Source organism: Collinsella aerofaciens (assembly GCF_039062315.1).
Classification (GTDB): Bacteria; Actinomycetota; Coriobacteriia; order Coriobacteriales; family Coriobacteriaceae; genus Collinsella; species Collinsella aerofaciens_BG.
This window is the reverse complement of record NZ_JBCJBG010000004.1, coordinates 14650-30067: the sequence shown is the minus strand read 5'-3', so window position 1 is coordinate 30067 and position 15418 is coordinate 14650. Positions and strand designations below refer to the sequence as shown.

14 protein-coding genes are annotated in these 15418 nt (G+C 56.9%); 11 read left to right on the top strand and 3 right to left on the bottom strand.

Annotated features, from left to right (window positions below; genetic code table 11):
- Positions 1-12 precede the first annotated feature (12 nt).
- The 8 genes from rnpA (at position 13) to ABCP74_RS02985 (ending at position 4897) form a co-directional block, all read left to right on the top strand.
- A complete protein-coding gene (gene rnpA, locus ABCP74_RS03020) occupies positions 13-351 on the top strand; it encodes a ribonuclease P protein component (protein ID WP_006236191.1) in 339 nt (112 codons plus the stop codon).
- A complete protein-coding gene (gene yidD / locus ABCP74_RS03015) occupies positions 348-572 on the top strand; it encodes a membrane protein insertion efficiency factor YidD (protein ID WP_082222962.1) in 225 nt (74 codons plus the stop codon). Before rnpA ends, yidD begins: the two co-directional genes overlap by 4 nt.
- Before the next feature lie 29 nt (positions 573-601).
- Positions 602-1372, top strand: coding sequence for a YidC/Oxa1 family membrane protein insertase (locus tag ABCP74_RS03010; RefSeq protein WP_035136499.1), 771 nt, complete (start codon positions 602-604; stop codon positions 1370-1372).
- A gap of 44 nt (positions 1373-1416) precedes the next feature.
- Positions 1417-1986, top strand: coding sequence for a Jag family protein (locus tag ABCP74_RS03005; protein WP_022093802.1), 570 nt, complete (start codon positions 1417-1419; stop codon positions 1984-1986).
- Positions 1987-2082: 96 nt separating this feature from the next.
- Entirely contained in the window at positions 2083-2820 is a 738-nt protein-coding gene (gene rsmG, locus ABCP74_RS03000) for a 16S rRNA (guanine(527)-N(7))-methyltransferase RsmG (RefSeq protein ID WP_343000769.1), read from the top strand.
- A gap of 134 nt (positions 2821-2954) precedes the next feature.
- A complete protein-coding gene (locus ABCP74_RS02995) occupies positions 2955-3755 on the top strand; it encodes a ParA family protein (RefSeq protein WP_022093800.1) in 801 nt (266 codons plus the stop codon).
- Complete coding sequence (locus tag ABCP74_RS02990) at positions 3748-4653, top strand: ParB/RepB/Spo0J family partition protein (RefSeq protein ID WP_343000770.1); 906 nt, start codon at positions 3748-3750, stop codon at positions 4651-4653. The genes ABCP74_RS02995 and ABCP74_RS02990 overlap by 8 nt, the downstream gene beginning before the upstream one ends.
- Positions 4643-4897, top strand: coding sequence for a hypothetical protein (locus ABCP74_RS02985; protein ID WP_149926478.1), 255 nt, complete (start codon positions 4643-4645; stop codon positions 4895-4897). Before ABCP74_RS02990 ends, ABCP74_RS02985 begins: the two co-directional genes overlap by 11 nt.
- Positions 4898-5096: 199 nt before the next feature.
- On the opposite strand, the gene rlmN is transcribed toward ABCP74_RS02985, so the two are convergent.
- Positions 5097-6149: a dual-specificity RNA methyltransferase RlmN gene (rlmN, locus tag ABCP74_RS02980; protein WP_035136497.1), complete on the bottom strand. Its 1053-nt coding sequence runs from the start codon at positions 6147-6149 to the stop codon at positions 5097-5099.
- A gap of 85 nt (positions 6150-6234) precedes the next feature.
- Between rlmN and ABCP74_RS02975 the strand changes: the two genes are divergently transcribed.
- Complete coding sequence (locus ABCP74_RS02975) at positions 6235-7200, top strand: D-alanine--D-alanine ligase family protein (RefSeq protein WP_035136496.1); 966 nt, start codon at positions 6235-6237, stop codon at positions 7198-7200.
- Complete coding sequence (locus tag ABCP74_RS02970; RefSeq protein WP_343000771.1) at positions 7194-10088, top strand: helicase C-terminal domain-containing protein; 2895 nt, start codon at positions 7194-7196, stop codon at positions 10086-10088. The genes ABCP74_RS02975 and ABCP74_RS02970 overlap by 7 nt, the downstream gene beginning before the upstream one ends.
- On the opposite strand, the gene ABCP74_RS02965 is transcribed toward ABCP74_RS02970, so the two are convergent.
- Positions 10085-11002, bottom strand: coding sequence for a helix-turn-helix transcriptional regulator (locus ABCP74_RS02965; protein ID WP_161155904.1), 918 nt, complete (start codon positions 11000-11002; stop codon positions 10085-10087). The genes ABCP74_RS02970 and ABCP74_RS02965 overlap by 4 nt on opposite strands.
- Complete coding sequence (locus ABCP74_RS02960; protein WP_196031402.1) at positions 10989-12044, bottom strand: helix-turn-helix transcriptional regulator; 1056 nt, start codon at positions 12042-12044, stop codon at positions 10989-10991. The genes ABCP74_RS02965 and ABCP74_RS02960 overlap by 14 nt, the downstream gene beginning before the upstream one ends.
- 164 nt (positions 12045-12208) lie before the next feature.
- Between ABCP74_RS02960 and ABCP74_RS02955 the strand changes: the two genes are divergently transcribed.
- On the top strand, positions 12209-15400 hold the full coding sequence (locus ABCP74_RS02955; RefSeq protein WP_055287286.1) for a hypothetical protein: 3192 nt from the start codon (positions 12209-12211) through the stop codon (positions 15398-15400).
- The last annotated feature ends 18 nt before the right edge of the window (positions 15401-15418 follow it).

Below are 15418 nucleotides of genomic sequence, written 5' to 3'. Positions count from 1 at the left end.
CACACATCTCGCATGAAGACTATTAAGTCTCGGCAAGATTTCGAGCATGTGTTCAGTCAGGGGCGTCGTTTCAATCACCCTCTGATTCGAATGACCATATGTGAATCGGTTGGCGAAGGCGACTCCGGAAGGGTCGCCTTCGTTGGTGCTAAGCGACTCGGTTGTGCCGTCGTGCGCAACCGATCTAAGCGTGTGATGCGCGAGGCCGCCCGCAGCTGCGGATTTCCCGTTGCGGGTTATGACATCATCTTGTTTGCAACTCCCAAGACGAGGGTTTCCTCGCCGCAGGAGATGGACAAGGCGTTGCGTTCGCTTATGAAGCGCGCCGGCGTTGCCGGGGAGGAGCGATGAGCAATCACGTTTTGCGACGTGTTGCCATCGCTCCTATTCGCATATATCAACAGGTTATTTCGCCCTTATTGCCTGACGCCTGCATTTATTACCCAACGTGCTCGCAATACGCCATCCAGGCGATTGAGAAGCACGGTGTTTTGAGAGGCTGCTGGCTTGCCGTGAGGCGCATCGCTCGCTGCAATCCCCTGCACGTCGGCGGTTATGACCCTGTGCCCTAGCGGGCACTCGCTATCGGAGGAAAACTTACATGTGGGATTGGATCGTTAACATCCTTTTCGAGCTGCTCAAGCTCATCCAGACCTTTGCGGTCGACTGGGGCCTGTCCATCATCATCCTGGTGGTCATCATCCGTCTGCTGCTGACGCCGCTTATGCTCAAGTCGACCAAGTCGACGGCTCGCATGCAGGTGCTGCAGCCCAAGATGCTCGAGATCCAGGAGCGCTATGCCGACGATCCCCAGCGTCAGGCCGAGGAGATGCAGAAGTTCTACAGCGAGAACAAGTTCAACCCCATGGCTGGCTGTCTGCCGCTGCTGATTCAGATGCCTATCCTGTTCGCCCTGTTTACATTGCTGCGCAACCTGCCGCAGTACTTTAACAACGGCACGTTCTCGTTCTTCAACATCCTGCCCGACCTGACCACCACGCCGAGCGCTTCCTTTGCCGATGGCTTTATGGTTGCACTGCCTGCGCTGGTTTGCCTGATCCTGTTTGCCGTCCTGACCCTGATTCCGCAGCTCTATATGTCGCGCAACCAGACCGGCCAGCAGGCTCAGAGCATGCGTATGATGGCCGTTGTCATGACGGTCATGATGCTTTGGATGGGCTGGAGCCTTCCCGTTGGTGTTCTGCTGTACTACGACGTCTCGTCTGCTTGGCAGGTTATCCAGCAGATTTTTGTGACGCAGAAGGTCATCGACAAGGCGAAGGCCGATGAGGAGGAGCGTCTTAAGAACGCTCCGCTGCAGGTTGAGGTCACTCGTCGCGAGAAGAAGCCGCGCCCGCACAAGAAGAAGTAGTGGGATATCAATCTTATTTAGGTACCTAACTTTTGGAGTACGTTATGTCTGAAGAGATCATCGAGGATATGCTTGAGGAGGTTGCCCCGCAGGTCGCGGGCGATTATCCCGAGATTGCACAGCGCTACAAGGCTGGTGAAGAGCTGACCGATGAGGAGCTCGACACCATTGCCGATGTTGCGATTTCCATCCTGCGTTCCATCCTTTCGCACTTCGATGCCGCCAACTCTCCTATCGATGAGTATGAGGGCGACGAGGGTGAGCTGATTTTGGATGTAACGGCTCCCGACCTTGCTGTTCTCATTGGCCGTCATGGTCGCACTCTTGATGCTCTTCAGGTTATGTTCTCTTTGCTGGTGAGCCGCAAGCTTGGCTTTAGGTATCCGGTTGTAGTGGACGTCGAGGGATACAAGAGTCGCCGTCAGGATAAGGTCGCCTCCATGGCTCAGTCTGCTGCCGAGCGTGCCATCCGCACTCATAAGAGTGTTTCGCTTCCGCCCATGAATGCCTACGAGCGCCGACTGGTTCACATTGCACTTCGTGGCAACGATGCAGTCGATACTCATTCTGAGGGTTCTGACCCTGATCGCCATGTGGTGATTGTTGCTCGATAATCTACTCGAGCTTATGCTAGGGGGACGTGGTTTCCACGTCCCCTTTTTTTGTCAAAAGTTCTCGATACGCTGATTTTTGTCAGAAAGGAGCTTCTGTTGTTTGTACTTACCGATCAGCAGGCTGACGAGATGTTGAGTCGCCTAACTTCCTATTGCAAAGAATATTCCTTGAGCGTAACTGATATTGAGCTGAGGAAATGTATCCAGCATTTGGATTTGGTTCTAGAAACAAATAAGACAACCAATCTCACCCGTATTCTTAACGTAGAAGATGCTGCCGTACTTCATATCCTCGACTCACTTGTTTTGCTCCCCTATATCAATAAGGCTCCTGAGGGAGCTTTGCTCGATATGGGAACAGGTGCGGGCTTCCCTGGTATTCCATTAACCATAACCACGCATCGTAAAGCTACTTATATTGACTCTGTTGGCAAGAAGGTTGATGCGGTTAATTCCTTTGTCCATGCTCTTGGATTGAAACATGCTCATGCGGTTCATGATCGTCTTGAAGAATATGCTCGAAGCCATAGGAAGCAGTTCTCCGTTGTAACCGCCCGCGCACTGGCCCCTCTACCGATTCTTGTTGAGTATGCGGCTCCGTACCTGAAGGATGGAGGGCTATTTGTTATCACCAAGGGCAATCCTTCGGATGAGGAGCTTGCTTCCGGCATGTCAGCAGCTAAGATTTGCGGCTTCACTTTGCTTCTGAATGACGCAATTGATTTGCCTGAAGGCTTGGGTCACAGGGAGTTCATTGTTCTTAAGAAGAGTCATTCAGCATCCGTTTCATTGCCTCGTGCAAATGGCATGGCAAAGAAGAATCCGCTTGCCTAGATGTTTCACGTGAAACATAATGGTTACTAACAGCTTGCAGTGTTTCACGTGAAACATAGCAGTTGCTATCGATTCGGAATGTTTCACGTGAAACATCCTCCGTTTGACAGCTTTAATACACACCAGGAGGGACCGTGGGATTTCGCGACGTTAAGCGTTCTAAGAGCGCAAAAGACACGCGTATCATTGCAATCATCAATCAAAAAGGCGGCGTCGGTAAGTCAACGACGGCTGTAAACCTTGCAGCAGCACTGGGTGAGCAGGGTCGTAAGACACTGATTGTTGATTTTGATCCGCAGGGAAACAGCACCAGTGGATTCGGAATTGAAAAAGAAGACCTTGATCACTGCATCTATGATGCATTGCTGAATGATGTGCCGGCAGAATCGCTTGTTCTTGATACAAATTGCAAAAAGGTATTCGTAATTCCGGCTACAATTCAGCTTGCAGGCGCGGAAATTGAACTCGTAAGCGCAATTGCTCGTGAAACCCGTCTCAAAGATTTGCTTGAGCCGATTCAGGACGAGTTCGATTTTATTTTCATTGACTGCCCTCCTTCGCTCGGCCTGCTTACTATCAACGCTTTGACCGCAGCAGACAGCGTTTTGATTCCGATCCAATGCGAGTATTACGCACTCGAGGGCGTTACGAAGCTGCTTGAGTCAATGAAGATGGTCAAATCTCGTCTGAACAAGGGCTTAGACACCTACGGTGTGCTTATGACCATGTATGACTCGCGTACTTCTCTATCGAATCAGGTTGTTGAGGAGGTTCAATCGTACTTTGGTGATAAGGCATTTAAGACGTTGATCCCCCGTACGGTTAAAATCTCCGAAGCTCCGTCTTTTGGGGAACCGGTAATTACCTATGCACCTCAAAATAAGGGTGCAAAAGCATATATGAACCTTGCAAAAGAGGTGATCAAGCGTGCCTAGTGTAAAGAAACGTGGCGGATTGGGACGTGGACTCAATGCTTTGGTCTCAGAGGCCGAGTATGAGACCGGTGGTTCGGCTTCATCGGCTTCGAATGCCGCATCTGAAACAAAACTACTTATTGAGGATATCGTTCCCAACCCTAATCAGCCGCGAATTCACTTTAACGAAACTGAACTTCGTGAGTTGAGCGAATCAATCCAAGAACATGGCGTCTTGCAGCCGCTTTTGGTTCGCAAGCATGGAAACGGCTATGAGATCATCGCTGGTGAGCGTCGTTACCAAGCGTCAAAGCTTGCTGGTCTTGAGGAGCTGCCTGTCATCATTAAAGATGTTAATGATGAAGAGATGCTGGCTCTTGCTCTGATCGAAAACCTTCAGCGTTCTGATCTGAATCCCGTCGAAGAGGCTAAGGGCTATCGCCAGCTTATCGATGCCAGCGGTATGACCCAGGAGGCATTGTCGAAGGCAGTCAGCAAGTCACGCTCTGCAATTACAAACTCGCTGCGCCTTCTCGATCTCCCTGAAGTTGTTCAGCAGATGATTTTTGAGGGCAAACTTACTGCTGGTCATGCACGTGCGATTCTTGCAGTTCCCTATGAGGACGCTCGAATTCGACTTGCAGAGAAGGTTGTTGCAGAGAGCCTTTCCGTAAGAGCGACAGAAAATCTTGCTCCGTTGTTTTCTGCCGGAGAGACACCTAAGACGCCGAGGCCTGCAACGCCTCAGTCTTTTAAAAAGGCTGCCCGCGTGCTTCGTCAGGTTTTTAATACCAACGTGCGTGTTAAGAGCTCGCGTGGAAAGAATAAGATTGAGATTGAGTTTAAAGACGAGGAAGAGCTCTCTCGTATTCTTGGCGAAATGATTCAGTTTGATCAAGGAGGCCAAGATGAGGAATAGGATTTTAACTGCGATTGCATTGGCGACGACTGTCGCGGCTGGTGCCTTTGCTGGCTATAAGATCGCGACAGACGATGAACTTCGAGGTCGTTTGCTTCGTAGTGCGCAAGATATTGTCGATACATCCAAGAAGAAAATGGATGTTATGACAGAAGATGTTGCCATGCGTACGGCTCAGGTAACGAAGAATCCCAAGATTAATCAAGGTTGGGTTAGTAACCAATGGGAAAATGTAGGCTATTAGGTACCTAACAATTACTTAGCATATTTTGAGGGGTCCTTGTCTGATTCACGAGGCAAGGACCCCTTATTTTGGCCGTAAAAAATGGGACAGGTAGCAGCTGATTCAAAATTAAGGTCAATAAATAAAACGGCCCCGGTTGCATCTCCTGTAACCGGGGCCGTTCGATGTTTCACATGAAACGTTTTGGGGTGCGACTCCCCTATGCGTTCTTCTGAACTTTGAAGCGCTGCTTCAGCTGTCCGCAAGCGGCGTCAATATCGTTACCACGGGAGTTACGAATCGTGGTCTCGATGCCACGGGACTCAAGACGACGCTGAAGATCCTCAACCTTATGAATCGGCGACGGCTTGAGCGGGCTGCCCTCGATGTCGTTAAGCTGAATCAGGTTGACGTGGCACAACGTTCCCTCGCAGAAGTCGCAGAGCGCCTGCATCTCGGGATTCGTATCGTTGACGCCTTCGATCATGGCATACTCATAGGTCGGGCGGCGGCCAGTCTTCTCGGTGTAGAGTTGAAGCGCCTCGTGAAGGCGAAGTAGCGTGTACTTCTTAACACCGGGCATTAGCTTATTGCGTGTCGACTGGATGGCGGAATGCAGGGAAACGGCAAGCGTGAACTGCTCGGGGATGTCGGCAAATTTGCGAATACCGGGAATAACGCCGCTGGTAGAGACGGTGAGGTGACGAGCACCGATACCGATGCCATCGGGGTCGTTGAGGATTCGCAACGCCTTGAGAACCTCGTCGTAGTTGGCAAACGGCTCGCCCTGGCCCATGAAGACAACGCTCGTGACGCGCTCGCCAAAGTCGTTGGATACATGAAGTACCTGGTCGACGATCTCTTGAGCGGTCAGAGAGCGCTTGAGGCCGTTGAGGCCGGTAGCGCAAAAGGCACAGCCCATGCCGCAGCCTGCCTGGGTGGAAACGCAGACGGAAAGCTTGTTGCGACGGGGCATACCGACAGTTTCGACGGAAATGCCGTCGTGGTACTCGAGCAGATACTTGCGCGAGCCATCTTTGGAAACCTGCTTGGTGAGTTCAGTCGGCGTATCAAAGGCAAAAGCCTCTTTAAGCTGCTCGCGGAAAGCCTTGGGAAGGTTGGTCATGTCGTCGAACGAACAAACGTTCTTCTCAAAGACCCATTCGATGAGCTGCTTCGCGCGGAAGGCGGGCTGGCCAAGCTCGGCCACGAGCTCGCGAATATCGTTTTGGCTCAAGTCGCGAATGTCCTGAGATTTAGTCCTGGGATTCATGGAAGCCTTTCGATTTTGGGGAAACGTAGAGGGTATCGCTACAATATGGTATCAGCTGCAGAAATTATAGAGGAGGAGTCTGCCCATGCCGGGTAAAAGCCTAGAGAACATGCACGTAGCGGTCTTGGCGGGCGGTCATTCCGCTGAGCGCGAGATCTCGCTTAATTCGGGAAAGAACGTTGTGGTGGCACTGAAGGAAGCCGGCTACACCTCGGTGGAGCTGCTCGATACGGCCGCTGATGACTTTATGGTAACCATGGCAACCGGCGGCTTTGACGTGGCGTTTATCGCCATGCACGGTGCCGGCGGCGAGGATGGCGCCATGCAAGGCGCCATGGAGACCCTGGGTATCCCCTACACGGCTTCGGGCGTGCTTGCCAGCGCCTGCGGTGCCGACAAGGAGGTCTCTAAGCTCCTGTACGCCAAGGCGGGCATTCCCATTGCCCCCGGCCTTGCGCTCGAGGTGGGCGATGAAGTCGATATCGATCATATCGTCGAGGTTTGTGGCGAGCGCTGCTTTGTGAAGCCGGCCGTCAACGGTTCCAGCTATGGCATTTCCCTGGTCCATGAGCCCTCCGAGCTGCCCGCGGCAATCGCCAAGGCGTTTGAGTACGGCGACAAAGTACTGGTCGAGAAGTGCATCGAGGGTACCGAGATCACCGTCGGCGTATACGGCGAAGATGACGTGCGCGCTCTGCCGATTGTCGAGATTCGTAAGCCCGAGGACTGTGAGTTCTACGATCTGGACGTGAAGTATGTCGACCCTACGGACATCCATCGCATTCCGGCGCAGATTTCACCCGAGAATTACGCTCGTGCCCAGGAGCTTGCCTGTGCTGCTCACAAGGCCCTCGGTTGCCTGGGTATCTCGCGCAGCGACTTTATCGTGAGTGAGGACGGCCCCGTTATCCTCGAGACCAATACCATTCCCGGCATGACCGATACGTCGCTGTATCCGGACGAGATCCGCCACACCGACGACATGACGTTCCCGCAGGTCTGTGACAGCCTGATCCGTATGGGCCTTCGTCGAGCGGGCATTGCATGCTAATCGAGGACGCGGTTTCGTCAGGAACGCCGCAGTTTGTCATCGACTCCTATGCCACGCTTGCCGAACGCGCCAAAACGCAGTCCTTTGGTCTTATCGAGGAAGATGTGATTGTCCTCGATACCGAGACCACAGGTCTTTCGGTGCAGGACAATGAACTGATCGAGATCTCGGCGGCCCGTCTTTCGGGCCGCGAGATCGTCGACCGTTTCGATACCTTCGTGCATCCCAAGCAGCTGATTCCCGCCGAGATTACCGAGCTCACGAGCATTACAAATGCCGATGTGGCAGATGCCCCGTCGGCCGTTGAGGCCGTCGCCGCTCTCGCCGATTTTGTCGGTGGTTGCCCGGTGATCGCACATAACGCCACGTTCGACCGCTCGTTTATCGAGTCGGTCAAAGGCGGCGTCAACGTGAGCGATATTTGGATCGATTCGCTGGCGCTGTCGCGAATCGCGCTTCCGCGCCTGGCCTCGCACAAGCTGTCTTTTATGGCCGATCTGTTTGGCTGTGACTCGGTATCACACCGTGCCAATGCCGACGTCGACGCCCTGTGTGGCGTATGGCGCGTGTTGCTCGTGGCGCTCACCGACTTGCCCCAGGGCCTCATGGCGCGCCTAGCCGACATGCATCCGGATGTGCCTTGGTCCTATCGTCCTATCTTCTCATTCTTGGCAGGGCAGAACCCTGGTTCTATCTTCTCTCTCAGCGCCGCTCGTGCTGACGTTCTCAAGGCCGATCGCGCCGACGATCGGGTGGACGCCGACGAACTGCCGGTCCTCAAGATGCCGAGTCGTGAGGAGATTGAGGCAGACTATGCGCCAGGTGGCCTGGTCAATCGCATGTACCCCACCTACGAGCCGCGTGATGAGCAGATTGCGATGGCGCTCGAGGTCCGCGATGCGCTGGTCACGGGCACTCATCGTGTAATTGAGGCGGGCACGGGCGTCGGCAAATCGATGGCCTATCTGGTGCCTTTTGCCGAGGCAGCACGCCGTAACAACATCACGGTTGGTATTGCGACCAAATCGAACAATCTCGCCGACCAGCTCATGTACCATGAGCTGCCAAAACTTGCCGAGCAACTGGACGGTGGTCTGTCATTTTGCGCTCTCAAGGGGTATGACCACTATCCGTGCCTGCGCAAGCTTGAGCGCATGAGCCGCGGCCAGGCCGAGATTACCACCAAGCGCGATCCGGCGGACACGCTCACGGCGGTCGCGGTCATTATGGCGTACGTCTGCCAATCAGCCGATGGCGACCTCGACTCACTTGGCATTCGGTGGCGCAGCGTCAACCGCCCCGACTTTACGACGGCCTCGCGCGAGTGTGCTCGTCGCCTCTGCCCGTTTTTCCCTGATAAATGTTTGGTCCACGGCGCTCGCCGTCGTGCGGCGCATGCCGATGTGGTGGTCACCAACCATTCCCTGCTGTTCCGCAACGTTGCGGCCGAGGGCAGGATTTTGCCTCCGATTCGTCATTGGGTAATCGACGAGGCCCATTCCATCGAGCGCGAGGCGCGCCGCCAGTGGGCGCGCGTGGTGTCGGCGGACGAGTCACGCGTTCTGTTTGAGCGCCTGGGTGGCTCGAGCACCGGCGCGCTAAGCCAGGTTTCCCGTGATTTGGCAACCTCCGAGGGCTCTACGCTCTATCTGGGCCTTACTGCCAAGGCGACGTCGACGGTTGCGCGCGCGAGCATGGCAATCGCCGACGTGTTCGATGGCGTTCGCGAGCTCGGCCGCCGTGCCCGTGGGGGTTATGACAATGCCAATCTATGGATTGGCCCCGAACTGCGCGAATCTGACGACTGGCATGATTTCTTACAGTCGGCCTACGCTGCCATCGACGCGTTGGAACAGGCTGACAAGAGCGTCGACGCGCTGGTGCAAGCCGTCGCCGCCGACAAGCCCGAGGTTGTTGTCGACCTGGGTGATATCTCGCGCCGCTTGCACGAGCTGGCCGAGAACCTCAAACTCATCATTGACGGCACCGATGAACACTACGTGTATTCGCTGCAGGTCAATCGCAGGTTGCGTGCCGGCGGAGAGTCAATGACCGCAGAGCGCATCGACATTGGCGAGGCCTTGGCAACCGAGTGGCTGCCCGAGGTTCACACGGCTATCTTTGCCTCGGCGACCATGACGGTGTCCAAAAGCTTTGAACACTTTAACCACGCGGTCGGCCTCGATCGCATCGGTGCTTCAACATCCTCATCGTTGCACTTGGACTCGAGCTACGACTTCGATTCGAACATGGCTGTAGTCGTTGCGGGTGATATCCCCGATCCGCGCGATCGTGAGAGCTATCTTACGGCGCTCGAGCGCGTGCTGGTCGACGCCCATCTTGCCATGGGCGGATCGGTGCTCACACTGTTCACCAATCGGCGCGACATGGAAGACCTGTACGCCCGCGTTGAGCCCAAGATGGCCCGTGCGGGTCTGGAACTCAACTGCCAGCAGCGCAACTCATCTCCTCGTCGCCTGCGCGACCGGTTTATCAGCGAGCCGACTTCATCGCTTTTTGCGCTTAAGGCCTTCTGGGAGGGATTCGACGCCAGCGGCGAGACGCTGCGCTGCGTCATCATTCCCAAGCTGCCGTTCTCGAGCCCCACGGACCCGCTCTCGTGCGAGCGCAACCTGCGTGAAGACCGCGCTTGGGCGCGCTATTCGCTGCCCGAGGCGGTGCTCGAGGTCAAGCAGGCGGCCGGCCGCCTTATCCGCTCGTCGACCGATTGCGGCGTGCTGATTCTGGCCGACCCGCGCCTGGTGACGAAGGGCTACGGAAAGAAGTTCTTAACGTCGCTGCCCACGAGCTCCTACCAGCGCATCGAATCGGCACAGATTGGGCACTATCTGCAACTGTGGCGTGCACGCCACGAGCGGCGGCGCTAAAGCGGACAGACGAGGGTTTTTGCCATATCGCACAGACGCTTTGACAGGGCGGGGTCATCCAAGATGCGGATGGCTCCGCCCGCTGCGATTACCTGGCTCAGTAGCCAACGCTCGGAGCCATAATGCACGGTTACCGTTGCCATGTCTGCCCCGCTGCGCTCGATTAGGGTGATGCCGGCCCAGTCCAGATGCTCCGCCATATCGAATGGCATCAAGAGCTTTGCGCTACGCTGCGTCCGAGCAAGGGAATCGTGGAGGGATGTGACGTCCGGTGCATGAGGCACGACGGAGTCTTCCGTCAAGGCGAGTCCCTCGATTTTATCCATGCGATAGGTGCGCTGCTCATCGACCGCGATGTCCCAGGCAATCAGGTATGTTTGGTCGCCGTTTGCCGTAATGCGCAAGGGGTCGACCAGACGCTCACGTGGCCGTGCATCGTCCATCGAGCGATACGAGATGCGGCAGCGAACACCGTCCTGAATGGCGCAGCTCAGCTGCTGCCAGTGCGACCCGTGGTTGACGGTGTCAAAGACGCGCTGGTTATAGCCGAGCTCTTCGGGTAGAAGGGCATGTCGAATCCGAGCTGCCGTATGCGGCTCGATCCCCAACGATTCAAGTTCATGGTTGAGCACAGCGCCCTCGGCGGCACTCAAGCGCAGCGGTAGCACACGCCCGGCGTCACCGGTGAGGACCACACGCTCGCCGCGGCATTCGCAGATGATGCGCGCGCCCGATTCTCGGTCCGCGAGCGTCGAGACGATCTCGAGAATCTCGTCGAGCGATACCCCCGTGATGTCAAAGCGACTGCAAATCTCGGTCCGTGTCATGCCGCTCTCGCCGGCGGCGTAGAGGGCCTCCATGATGTCGATGGCGCGCGAGAGTCTCTGCTCGCTGGTGAGTTTACGCACGGGCATACTCGTGCACCGTCCTTTCAATGAGGTGGTTCCACGCCTGTTTGAGCGATTTGGGGGCCACGGGCCTCATGCCGTCCATGGCGTGGGCCATGCAAAATGAGGCGCCGGCTTCAAGATCGCGCACGTCAACGGTCCAGGTCCATCCCACATCGGTGTGTACGAGCTCACCTCGCCCACGCGTGAGACCGTTGATCATATCGATCTGCGTCTGAGGGGCGAATGAGAACGTGGCTGCAACGGGCGGTCGGTCGGCAAAATCGAATTCAAAGAACAGGTAGTCGCTGAGGTTGAAGTCCGCGGGGATGACGTAGGCCTTCGAAGGACGCCAAGCGCGAACGATACGGTCGCAGCGGAATGTCCTGATGTCGTCGGTGACGTTGTCGAGGCCGCAGAAGTAAGCCACGCCCTCGCGCTCGAACATGCCGTAGACGCAGACGGTACGTTCTCTCTGCTCGCCGCGTCCGTTCTGATATAAAAATCGCAGCGCGCATCGCTCGGCAAAGGCGCTCCAAACCGCATCGACGGTGGGAGAGCGGCTGATCGGCGCCTCGTCTACCGTCGTCCTGCCGGTGAGATAGGCAATCTTGGAGCGAATATCGGCAAGCGGTGCGGCAAAAGTGGATGAGCCGGCCGCTAGTGTCTGGTCGATGGCGTTGAGCAGGATATCGGCGTCGTCTGCGGTAATGAGGCCGCCTGCCGCAAACGTGTGCTCGCGGTCGATTGTCCACGAGCTTTCCTCGGTCTCCTGCGCGCCGGTGGGGCGAACCTCCTTGATTAAGATGCCGCGTTCGAGCAGCTTGTCACGATCGCGTCGAAACTTGCGCTTATCCGAGTCGATATTGCCCGAGCCATATCCCAGGTCAGAATCCAAGACGATCTGCTCGGTCGTCAGCGGTTCGGGGGAGCTATTGAGCACAAAGAAAAGATTGAGGATGCGCTGAGCCGTTTTATCGAAACTGGGCTCCGAATTTCCCTTTTTAATTGTCTCGGTCGTGTCGCTTGCCGTCATAGAGTCCTCGCATGAGAAGTGGTTTGCTGCCATGATTTTAGTCCGATATGGAGATTAGGCTATATCCTTGTCCGCTCGGGGCGTTAAGATGGCCCGAATTCGGTCGTTTGCGCTCGCTCGGGGTATACTTTCGACTATATACGGTTCTAATGTGCATGCATTGGGCCTATTTGTCGGATTATGGATGTGGAGCGCACATGGCGAACACCCAGAACTATATTAACCACCTGCTGCAGAACACCGGCATTACGCCGGCATGCAGCGAAGAAGAGCGCTTGGCTGCCGAAGATATCGCTCAGATCTTCCGCAACCACGGCTTTGACCCCGAGGTTCAGGAGTTCAATGCCCCGGCGCCCAGTAGGTTGGCATTTGCCGTTACCGGTATTCTTGCGTTTGCCGGCGCCCTGCTGATGGGCATCGGCGGCGGTATCGGCTTGGTCGGCACCTTGCTGGCCATTGTCGGCGCCGTTCTTTACGTGCTCGAGCGCACGGGCCACCCCGTGGTTTCGCGCCTGGGCAAGACGGGCGTGAGCCAAAATGTCATCGCCTACCACAAGGCCTCGGGCCCGCTCGCGTCCCCGCGTAACCGCCCGGTGGTCGTTGTCGCACACTACGACTCTCCCCGTGCTGAGCTGCTCGCCCGCGAGCCTTATGCTTCGTATCGTGCGCTCATCGCCAAGCTGTTGCCCGTTGCCACGGTTGCCCCCGCTGCCGTTGCCATCCTGCGTATTCTGCCGCTCCCCGGCGCGCTCAAGGTTCTGCTGTGGATTGTCGCGATCCTCGCTTCCCTCGTTGCACTCGCCAACGCGGTAAACATCATCTCTAACCGCCACATTCTTCCCTATACGTCTGGCGCGGTGTGCAACAAGTCTTCTGTCGCCGCTATGCTCGGCGTTATGGACAACGTTGCTCCCTTCCAGGGCGAAAACGAGTTTCCCGACGATGTTCCGTTCGATACCTATTTTGGGGAGCAGAAGCGTCGTGCCGAGGAAATGGCGCGCGCAGCGGCGGAATATGCCGCGGCCCAGCAGCAAAACGACTACGGCAACACCATCGAGTATGAAGAGCCTACCTACGCCGAGGACGAATTCGGTCAGCCGATTGCTCCCGACGCTCAGACCGAGCCCGAACAGGGTGAGGCTTTCGACGAGCAAATCGAGGGCTTTGAGGGTGCGTCTGCCGACGAGACGCTGATCGGCGCTATCGTGCCCGAGGATCAGAATCAGGCTGCCCAAGCCGAAGAGTTCAATGACGAGGTTCCCGCTGCCGAGCCGGCGGAGGAGTCTGCCGAGCCCGAGCCCAAGCTCTATCGCAACGCCGCCGGCAACATCCGCTTTGGTTCGGATGCCATCCGTGCGCTCGGAATGCTTCCCGAGTCCTGCACGCTCGATTACGAGGAGGGCGAGGAGCCAACGTTTGAGCCCGAGCCTGCCCCCGTCGTGGCTGCGCCTGCGCCCGTTGTCGCTGCGGATGATGAGTCTGCCGCGGTTACCGCTGCCGTTGCCGATCCCGAGGCGGTGTCCGCGTTCGATCCCGCGGCAGGACTGGACATTTTGGCTCCCGCCGCACCGGCGCAAGACGTTGCGGACGAGTCTGACGACGATTACGTTGAACAACCGAGGCGCGTGTCTTACGAGAGCGATACTGATTTCTCGGCCGAGATTCCCGCGGCAACGCCGCATGCCGACATTGCATCCGCGTTCTCGTCGATTGGCGCCAGCGCTTCCAACTTCTTTAAGGGTGCGTTTGCAAAGGGCAAGAAATTTGTCGACGATTTCGAGGAGAAGCGCGCTGCCGCACGCGAGGCTGCCGAGCAGGAGGCTATCGCTCAGCAGCAGGCAGCCGAGGCGGCACGTGAGCTCGCGGCGCAAGAGTTCGAGCAGAACGAGGCTATGCAGTCCGCGCCCGTCGAAGCCGCCGAAGCTACAACGTCCTTTGAGTCCCAGCAACCGGCGTCCGCGGATGTTGTTGAAGCGACGACGTCTTTCGAGGCTCAGCAGCACGTCGATAGCACCATGTCGTTTGATGCCGCGCAGTTCGATTCCACGATAACGTTTGAAAAACAGGGCACCGCGATTGCCGAGCCCCTTCCTGTTTCCGATGAGCAGGGCGACGCGGCAGACGATGACGAGCCTGTTGATGCTGCCGAAATCCAAGATGCCGCCGAGGACGAGCCCGTCGAGGCCAACTCTGACGAAGAGCAATACGCGGCAGCCGAGCAAGATGATTCGACCGAGGTCGAGCAGGAGGAAGTGCCTGCGGTTTCCGAGACTCCCGAGACGGATGAGTCGAGGCCTTATTCCACGCAGATTTTCACCATGCCGACCCCGAGTGGTTCCGGTGCCACGGTTGCCAATGTCGCTCCCACCCAGGACGAAACGGTCGATTCCCTTATGGCCCAGATTTCCTCCCAGGCATCGCCGCGCCCGCAGATGAATGTTCCCGATCCGGCGTCGGCACCGTCGCCTGCACCTTCCTCGTCTCCGCTGGCTTCGGTCCCCGATCCGTCGCTGCCGTCTATGAAGCAGGCAAACGTTGCGTCTCGCACGTCGCTGTTCGACCTTCCCGATCCCTCCGCACAGGTCAACGACCCCTTTGCTACCGCCCAAGGCCCCGAACCCACATCGGCACCCGTTGCGCCTCCTATGCCCGTTGCGTCGGGCGCACAGCCGATCGAGACCATTTCGGCTCCCGCCCCGGCGGCACCCAAGTCTCGTAAGCGCGGCCTGGGTGGTCTGTTCGGCCGTAAAAAGAAAAACGAGCAGGACAGCATGAGTGACTGGCTGGGCGTCGAAGACGATTACGATGCCAAGAAGTCCGGTCGCGGTATCGGTTCGTGGGATAACTTCGAGGACGATAACGATGGCTGGAAGGGTGGCGCTACGTCTTCCGATGGCGCTTCTTCCGAAGATATGCTCTCGGCTGTCGCCTCTATGGGCGATGATGAGCTGCTCGGTCACGATATCTGGTTTGTGGCAACGGGCGCCTCGGATTGTGATGGCGCTGGCATGAAGGCCTTCTTGGCTTCGCATCGCGATAAGCTCCGCGGCGTATTCTTTATCAATCTTGAATCCGTCGGCGCCGGTAGGCTTTCGGTGGTGACGGTCGAGGGCGAACAACAACTGCTCAAGGGCGATCGCCGCATCATGAACCTGGTCAGCAAGGTCTGCAAGTCGTTCCATGTCGATTGTGGCGCGCTCGAGATGCCCTATGCCAAGACCGATGCCTATGCCGCGCTCGAGGCGAGCCGCCGAGCCCTTACCATCGCCGGCGTGGACGGCACGCGTCTGGCTTGCGCTCGTACCGAGGACGACCTGCCCCACAATGTCAACCCGACGAACATTGCTACGGTATCCGAGGTCGTGACCGAGGTTATCCGCCGTTCGTAGACGGAGCTCTAAGGAGTC

Excerpts from the sequence above, each read along its gene's own strand:
- ABCP74_RS02985 (WP_149926478.1), top strand. The coding sequence starts at position 4,643 with ATGAGGAATAGGATTTTAACTGCGATTGCATTGGCGACGACTGTCGCG.
- rlmN (WP_035136497.1), bottom strand. The coding sequence starts at position 6,149 with ATGAATCCCAGGACTAAATCTCAGGACATTCGCGACTTGAGCCAAAAC.
- ABCP74_RS03005 (WP_022093802.1), top strand. The coding sequence starts at position 1,417 with ATGTCTGAAGAGATCATCGAGGATATGCTTGAGGAGGTTGCCCCGCAG.
- ABCP74_RS02975 (WP_035136496.1), top strand. The coding sequence starts at position 6,235 with ATGCCGGGTAAAAGCCTAGAGAACATGCACGTAGCGGTCTTGGCGGGC.
- ABCP74_RS02955 (WP_055287286.1), top strand. The coding sequence starts at position 12,209 with ATGGCGAACACCCAGAACTATATTAACCACCTGCTGCAGAACACCGGC.
- ABCP74_RS02970 (WP_343000771.1), top strand. The coding sequence starts at position 7,194 with ATGCTAATCGAGGACGCGGTTTCGTCAGGAACGCCGCAGTTTGTCATC.
- yidD (WP_082222962.1), top strand. The coding sequence starts at position 348 with ATGAGCAATCACGTTTTGCGACGTGTTGCCATCGCTCCTATTCGCATA.
- rnpA (WP_006236191.1), top strand. The coding sequence starts at position 13 with ATGAAGACTATTAAGTCTCGGCAAGATTTCGAGCATGTGTTCAGTCAG.
- ABCP74_RS02960 (WP_196031402.1), bottom strand. The coding sequence starts at position 12,044 with ATGGCAGCAAACCACTTCTCATGCGAGGACTCTATGACGGCAAGCGAC.
- ABCP74_RS02965 (WP_161155904.1), bottom strand. The coding sequence starts at position 11,002 with ATGCCCGTGCGTAAACTCACCAGCGAGCAGAGACTCTCGCGCGCCATC.
- ABCP74_RS03010 (WP_035136499.1), top strand. The coding sequence starts at position 602 with ATGTGGGATTGGATCGTTAACATCCTTTTCGAGCTGCTCAAGCTCATC.